The sequence below is a fragment of the Streptococcus sp. 3613 genome (assembly GCF_013277375.1).
GTDB classification, from domain to species: Bacteria; Bacillota; Bacilli; order Lactobacillales; family Streptococcaceae; genus Streptococcus; species Streptococcus pseudopneumoniae.
Map to the genome: position 1 here is coordinate 1 of NZ_VMMV01000095.1, position 6,067 is coordinate 6,067.

General features: G+C 43.5%; 9 protein-coding genes. All 9 read right to left on the reverse strand.

Annotated elements, in window-relative coordinates; genetic code table 11:
• Positions 1 to 18 precede the first annotated feature (18 nt).
• Complete coding sequence (gene queF, locus HT708_RS10415) at positions 19 to 510, reverse strand: preQ(1) synthase (protein WP_023938863.1); 492 nt, start codon at positions 508 to 510, stop codon at positions 19 to 21.
• A gap of 18 nt (positions 511 to 528) precedes the next feature.
• A complete protein-coding gene (gene queE / locus HT708_RS10420) occupies positions 529 to 1,245 on the reverse strand; it encodes a 7-carboxy-7-deazaguanine synthase QueE (protein WP_023938861.1) in 717 nt (238 codons plus the stop codon).
• Positions 1,238 to 1,681, reverse strand: coding sequence for a 6-carboxytetrahydropterin synthase QueD (gene queD, locus HT708_RS10425; RefSeq protein ID WP_023941074.1), 444 nt, complete (start codon positions 1,679 to 1,681; stop codon positions 1,238 to 1,240). The genes queE and queD overlap by 8 nt, the downstream gene beginning before the upstream one ends.
• On the reverse strand, positions 1,681 to 2,334 hold the full coding sequence (queC, locus tag HT708_RS10430) for a 7-cyano-7-deazaguanine synthase QueC (protein WP_138702628.1): 654 nt from the start codon (positions 2,332 to 2,334) through the stop codon (positions 1,681 to 1,683). Before queC ends, queD begins: the two co-directional genes overlap by 1 nt.
• A 201-nt stretch (positions 2,335 to 2,535) precedes the next feature.
• Positions 2,536 to 2,850 carry a thioredoxin gene (trxA, locus tag HT708_RS10435; RefSeq protein WP_001140463.1) on the reverse strand — a complete coding sequence of 105 codons (315 nt, stop codon included), beginning with the start codon at positions 2,848 to 2,850 and terminating at the stop codon, positions 2,536 to 2,538.
• Between the two features lie 16 nt (positions 2,851 to 2,866).
• Positions 2,867 to 3,088: a DUF4649 family protein gene (locus tag HT708_RS10440; protein ID WP_000570255.1), complete on the reverse strand. Its 222-nt coding sequence runs from the start codon at positions 3,086 to 3,088 to the stop codon at positions 2,867 to 2,869.
• A 97-nt stretch (positions 3,089 to 3,185) separates the two neighbouring features.
• A complete protein-coding gene (locus HT708_RS10445) occupies positions 3,186 to 3,566 on the reverse strand; it encodes a MarR family transcriptional regulator (RefSeq protein WP_000221631.1) in 381 nt (126 codons plus the stop codon).
• 126 nt (positions 3,567 to 3,692) lie between these two features.
• Positions 3,693 to 4,661, reverse strand: a complete 969-nt coding sequence (locus HT708_RS10450; protein ID WP_023937243.1) for an aromatic acid exporter family protein — start codon at positions 4,659 to 4,661, stop codon at positions 3,693 to 3,695.
• A 67-nt stretch (positions 4,662 to 4,728) separates the two neighbouring features.
• Complete coding sequence (gene sstT, locus HT708_RS10455; RefSeq protein ID WP_172921604.1) at positions 4,729 to 5,934, reverse strand: serine/threonine transporter SstT; 1,206 nt, start codon at positions 5,932 to 5,934, stop codon at positions 4,729 to 4,731.
• Between the last annotated feature and the right edge of the window lie 133 nt (positions 5,935 to 6,067).

Below are 6,067 nucleotides of genomic sequence, written 5' to 3' on the forward strand. Positions count from 1 at the left end.
TTTTCATTGAGTATGAGTTTAGCGGTTGTCAATTTTCTCTGGATAAAGGTCGTGTTGGAAGAGGCGTTGTTCTGCCAAGCCTTCATACTTAGTTCCTGGCTTACCGTAATTGTAGTAGGGGTCAATTGAGATGCCACCGCGTGGAGTGAATTTTCCCCAAACCTCCAAATAGCGAGGGTCTAGCAAGTTGACCAAGTCTTTCCCGATGGTGTTGATACAGTTTTCGTGGAAATCTCCGTGGTTTCGGTAGCTAAAGAGGTAGAGTTTGAGGGATTTTGACTCAACACAGAGCTTGTCAGGAATGTAGGAAATATAGATAGTTGCAAAGTCTGGCTGAGCAGTGATTGGGCAAAGTGAGGTAAATTCAGGACAGTTAAATTTGATGAAATAGTCATTTTCCACATGACGATTGTCAAAGGATTCGAGGATTTCTGGTTGATATTCGAAAATGTAGTTGGTTTCTTTGTTGCCCAGTAGGCTTAGGTTTTTCATTTCTTCTTGTTGTGACATGATTTTTTCTTTCTAATCTTAAACTCCACGTTGGTTATCGTAGAGGAGGGTATGCAGTTGAGGAAGGACGCGGACATTGCCCCAGCTATCATCAGCGGCGATGCGTTCCCAAAGTTCTTTGAGTCGGTCTAGTTGGTCTTGGACAATATTGCCTGTGGCCTTGGGCTCAGGATTTCCTGCTGATAAGAAGAGAACATCTGGTTGGTAGCGCTCTTGTATGCCTCGGGCAAAGGCCAAATCTGCATCATCAAAGACAGGGATTTTAAAGGTGACCTTGTCTGGATCCAGTTGGGAAACGATAAAGTCCAAGGTCTCAAAGTTGACTTCCATCTTGGATGAAGGAGGTTTGGGACTGAGGGTGACCTGGTCGATGTCTTTTAACCAATTTTGCCAGCGGGAGCCTTGGGTCTCAACAGCCAGAGTGACACCACGTTCCTTGAGTTTGGTGACGAGTTCAGCCATGTTGGCTGCTAGGATAGCAGGATTTCCCCCAGATAGGGTTACATAGTCATAGCTCCCCAATTTATCCAAGGCAGCAATGACCTCGTCAGCTGTCATACGAGTTGGCTTTTCAGAGCCATCCCAAGTAAAGGCAGAATCGCACCAGTCGCAGTGATAGTCGCAACCAGCAGTGCGGACAAACATGGTTTTCTGCCCGATTGCACGGCCTTCGCCTTGAAAGGTTGGGCCGAAAATTTCCAGAACTGGTAGTTTGAGGACACGTTCCCTAGTCATCTAACCACTCCCGTCTAAACTCCGCAAAGGCAGTCGGAGTCTCATAGAGGCGAACGTATTCCAAACGGAGACCACGTTCGTCTGGCAACTCTTGGTCCATGGTTTGGAAAATCCAGTAAACCATATTTTCAGCAGTCGTGTTCATATAGGGAAGAGTTTCATTGAGATAGCGATGATCCAAGTGGGGCTCTAAGTAGTTCTTGTAGATTGCTTTGATGTCTCCAAAATCGTAGGTCATGCCACGTTCATCTAAAAATCCACTGACAGCAATCTGCAGATGATAGGTGTGACCATGAAGGGATTTGCATTTTCCCTCATAGTGAAAGAGGTGGTGGGCAGCATCGAAGGTAAACTCTTTTGATACCAAGGTTCTGTGAGGGTTGTAGACCAGAGACTCCCCGGTTTCCTGTTTGATTTCTTTGGGTGCAAAAAACATTAGGCTTCTCCTTTCTGTGAGAGATAAACATTTAACCCATGTTGACGTAGGTGGCAGGCTGGGCAATCTCCACAACCACGTCCGATAATCCCGTTGTAGCAGGTTAAGGTCTTTTCACGAACATAGTCAAAGGCACCGAGTTGGTCAGCTAACTCCCAAGTTTCAGCCTTGTCTAGCCACATGAGAGGTGTTTGGATAACGAAGTCGTAATCCATGGCAAGGTTGAGGGTAACATTAAGGGATTTGACAAAGACATCTCGACAATCGGGGTAGCCTGAGAAGTCTGTCTCGCAGACACCTGTCACGATATCTTTAATGCCTCGTTGCTTGGCAAGGACTGCCGCAAAGGATAGAAAGAGGTGGTTGCGACCATCAACAAAGGTATTGGGAACCTCCCCCTCTTTTTGCTCGATTTCCAGATCGGAGGTCAAGGCATTTTCAGTGATTTGTCCCAGCAGAGACATATCTAAGATGTGATGACGAATTCCTTGTTCCTCAGCGATTTCTTGGGCAACTTGAATTTCGAGATGATGACGTTGACCGTAGGCAAAGGTGACAGCTTCGACTGTTTCATAGTGTTCTTTAGCCCAAAAGAGGCAGGTTGTAGAATCTTGACCGCCACTAAAGACGACCAAGGCTGATTGACGTTTCATAGTACTCCTTCCAAAATGGGGAATGTTCAGAGCACGCAAAAAGCTCCCTTGAGGGAGCTAAAAAATACCAAATCGAGGTTTTTTTTAGCGATGGCATGTCCCAAACATCGTAATATTCTACCTATAGTCTAGCATATTTTTTGAAAAATGGCAAAGGGCAAGAAAAAAGAGACCAAAGCAAGTACTTGGTCTCTCAGTTGATTAGCTCAATTCAGCAACGATGGCCTTGATTTGGTCTGCTGTGTGAACACCAGCAACTTGTTTCACCACTTGGCCGTCTTTTTTGAAGAGAAGAGTTGGGATAGACATGATTCCAAAGGCACGAGCTGTGTTTGGATTTTCATCAACGTCCATTTTAACGATTTTCAAAACATCTTCTGAAAGTTCTTCAGACAATTTGTCCAAGATTGGACCTTGCATACGACATGGACCACACCAAGTTGCCCAAAAGTCTACCAAGACCAAACCGTCTTTTGTTTCTTGTTCGAATGTTGCATCTGTAATTGTTTTTGCCATTGTATTTCTCCTTTTTTTAGTTATATTGGCTTAAATCTTGTTTCTTGAGATAGAAGAAGATATCTCCATAAGTTCCATGGTAGTCCAAATCATGACCGTTATAGGTTAATTTTTGGACAGGGTAGTAGTCTGCGACGCCGATAAGGCAAGCTTGTTGTGAACGATCAAAGTCTTCATAGGATTCGAAAGTCACAGTTCTTTCGTTCTTACTGGCGTCTAGATAAGTAATTTCGATCATATAAAACTCCTTTGTTTAATCTTGACTTTATTTTACTCCTTGTAAAAGAGAATGTCAATAAAAATGATTGCGCACGCAACTTTTTTCTAAAATCATCTTAAATCAAGAAATCCAAACCAGTTTCCAAGCTTTCTTCGACAGCCTTTTGTAGAGAGGCCAGTGTTTTTTGCCCATCACTTGTCAGGCAGATAAAACTAGAGCGTCTATCTTGATGGCAGCACATGCGACTGAGTAGACCGCAATTTTTAGCTTCCAAGCGAGCCACCATCCTAGAAACTGCGCTCGGGCTCAGATGAAGCTTATCTGGCAGGTCAATCTGGCGTAGAGATTTTTCTTGGGCCAAGTCCAGATAGTAGAGCAGGTAGAACTCTTTCAAGGTCAGACTTTGCTCGCTCTGTTGGGCAATGGTCTCTTCCAGGAGACTTTCAATTTCTTTCTGACGCCGATTGAAGTCAAACCATTTTTCCAAATAGGTCATAGTGTCTCCTTTCTTTTTAGAGTCATAAATAGAAGAAAGTCCATTAACGGGCAGTCTCTGCGTCACAAGATGATTGCGCATGCAATAATTATACTACTTTTCAAGAATGCTGGCAAGTTCTGTTTTTTAGTGGTTTTCTTTTTTACTGTCCATATTTTTGTAAAAATCAACTTTTACTTGGATGAAGGTCTTGGCTTCACGTAGGAGTTGAAGAAGGGTAGCGCGGGTTTCAAATTCTTCTCTTGTCTTGGGCAGACTGCGGTTTCGGAAGACTTCCAGATAGCGTTCGATTTCATCTAGCAAATCAGAAGCAGGATTGGTCTGGCTCAGTTGACCTGCAATTTTTGAAAAGAGTTGAGCCAAAATCAGGCTCTCACTGGCAGCTAGGTGACAGGTGTTGATTTGCTGGGCCATATTTCGCAGGATACGACTTTGTAGCTGTCTCATCTCAAAGTAGTGAATATGGTAATCAGTCTGGTGAAAGAGGTGGTCTGAGTGATCCAAATAGACCAGTCTGAGGGCTTCTTCCAAAAGGGTGTCCAATTCTTCCACCAGCTGTGCTCGGTTGCGTCCATCCCCTCTGGATAAATAATATTTGAAGCGTAGGAGGATGTCTTTTAACTTTTCTTCTACCAATGTGTGGTAGTGATGAATTTCCTCTTCTCGTGAAGGCATGTAGAGATTGACCAGTAAAGCAAATCCTGTACCGATAGCAAAGAGAAAGAATTCATTGACTAGAAGGTCTGGAGAGGTTGACTCTTGTACCAAGAGATGGCTAACCAAAACAGTGCTTGGTGTGATGCCAATTTCCCAGCCCATCTTGTAAGCTAGAGGCACATAGAAGGCAAGATAGAGACCAAGGCTCCAGATATGAAATCCGCTCAAGTGAAAAGCTAGAACACCGATAGCCAGAGCTAGGAGCATGGAAAAGAGGCGATTGCGAGCCAGTTTTAAAGTACTTCTACGCGTATCAGATAGGCTCAAGAGAGCGATAATTCCAGCCGAAATTGCTGAGGAAAGATTGAGAAAATAAGCAAGAAAACAGGCAAGACAGGTAGCTAAGATGAGCTTGGTCGTACGTTGGCTAATAGACATAAGAGTTTCCTAATAAGTTAGAATAAAAGCGTAAAAGACAAGACCTGAGCAGGCTTGCCTTTATGAGTTATTTTTTACGGGCTGCTGTGTATTCGGCAACGGCAGTAAAGAGGACGTCTGTAGAAGAGTTAAGGGCTGTTTCACATGAGTCTTGGATGACCCCAATCACAAATCCAACCCCAACAACTTGCATGGCAATATCGTTAGAAATACCGAAAAGGCTACAAGCAACTGGGATAAGAAGGAGGGAACCTCCCGCAATACCAGAAGCACCGCAGGCTGAGATAGCTGCTACCACACTGAGGACAAAGGCTGTGGCAAAGTCAACAGGGATTCCAAGAGTATTTACCGCAGCAAGGGTCAAAACGTTAATGGTAATCGCTGCTCCAGCCATGTTGATAGTAGAGCCAAGTGGGATAGAAACAGAATAGGTATCTGGGTTGAGTCCAAGGTCATGGCAGAGTTTCATGTTGACAGGAATGTTAGCCGCAGAACTACGAGTGAAGAAGGCTGTCACACCGCTGACACGGAGGCAGTTCCAAACTAGAGGGTAAGGGTTGCGTCTCATAAAGAAGAAGGCAATCAAAGGGTTGACCACAAGGGCAACAAAAAGCATAGTCGTTACTAATAGAACCAATAAAATACCGTAGTTGGCAAGGCTTCCGATTCCCTTGTCAGAAATGGTTTTAAAAACAAGACCAAGGATTCCAAATGGAGCCAGATTGATGATCCATTCGACAATTTTAGAAGTCACGTCAGCGATAGTTTTTAGTAATTCTTTACTATTTTTGCTGGCCTCTCTCATAGCAATTCCAAAAATGACTGCCCAAGATAAGATTCCAATATAGTTAGCAGTAAGCAGGGCGTTGACTGGATTGTCAACCGGTTTGAGCAAGAGGTTGCTGAGGACCTGTCCAATCCCATCTGGTGGAGCAATATCGGTATTAGCACTATTTAGGGTGATTTCAATAGGGACGATGAAACTTGCTAGTACAGCTACAAGAGCAGCGGCAAAAGTTCCTAGGATATACAAGAAAACAACAGTTTTCATATTGCTATCTTGTCCCTTTTGATGTTGGGAAAGGGCATTAGCAACGAGAGCAAAGACTAGGATAGGAGCAACAGCTTTTAGACCTCCAACGAATAAATCCCCGAGTAGCCCAATTTCTGAGAGATTAGGAAGGGTCAGTCCTAGAATTCCCCCACAAAGCATACCAATCAAGATACGCTTGACAAGGCTTGCCTTGTTCCAAGCATGAATGATTCTTTTCATAATAATCTCCTTTCTGTGTAGTGATTATGATTATAGTATAAACGATAGACAAAATCAAGAATTTTCTGTCTATTTTTTGAATATTTATGGATAATGAGACTGATGAAAATATGGTATAATCCCGACTTTATCA

Bases quoted from the DNA above. Each gene is read 5' to 3' on its own strand.
- queF (WP_023938863.1), bottom strand. From the start codon at position 510: ATGTCACAACAAGAAGAAATGAAAAACCTAAGCCTACTGGGCAACAAA.
- queE (WP_023938861.1), bottom strand. From the start codon at position 1,245: ATGACTAGGGAACGTGTCCTCAAACTACCAGTTCTGGAAATTTTCGGC.
- queD (WP_023941074.1), bottom strand. From the start codon at position 1,681: ATGTTTTTTGCACCCAAAGAAATCAAACAGGAAACCGGGGAGTCTCTG.
- queC (WP_138702628.1), bottom strand. From the start codon at position 2,334: ATGAAACGTCAATCAGCCTTGGTCGTCTTTAGTGGCGGTCAAGATTCT.
- trxA (WP_001140463.1), bottom strand. From the start codon at position 2,850: ATGGCAAAAACAATTACAGATGCAACATTCGAACAAGAAACAAAAGAC.
- HT708_RS10440 (WP_000570255.1), bottom strand. From the start codon at position 3,088: ATGATCGAAATTACTTATCTAGACGCCAGTAAGAACGAAAGAACTGTG.
- HT708_RS10445 (WP_000221631.1), bottom strand. From the start codon at position 3,566: ATGACCTATTTGGAAAAATGGTTTGACTTCAATCGGCGTCAGAAAGAA.
- HT708_RS10450 (WP_023937243.1), bottom strand. From the start codon at position 4,661: ATGTCTATTAGCCAACGTACGACCAAGCTCATCTTAGCTACCTGTCTT.
- sstT (WP_172921604.1), bottom strand. From the start codon at position 5,934: ATGAAAAGAATCATTCATGCTTGGAACAAGGCAAGCCTTGTCAAGCGT.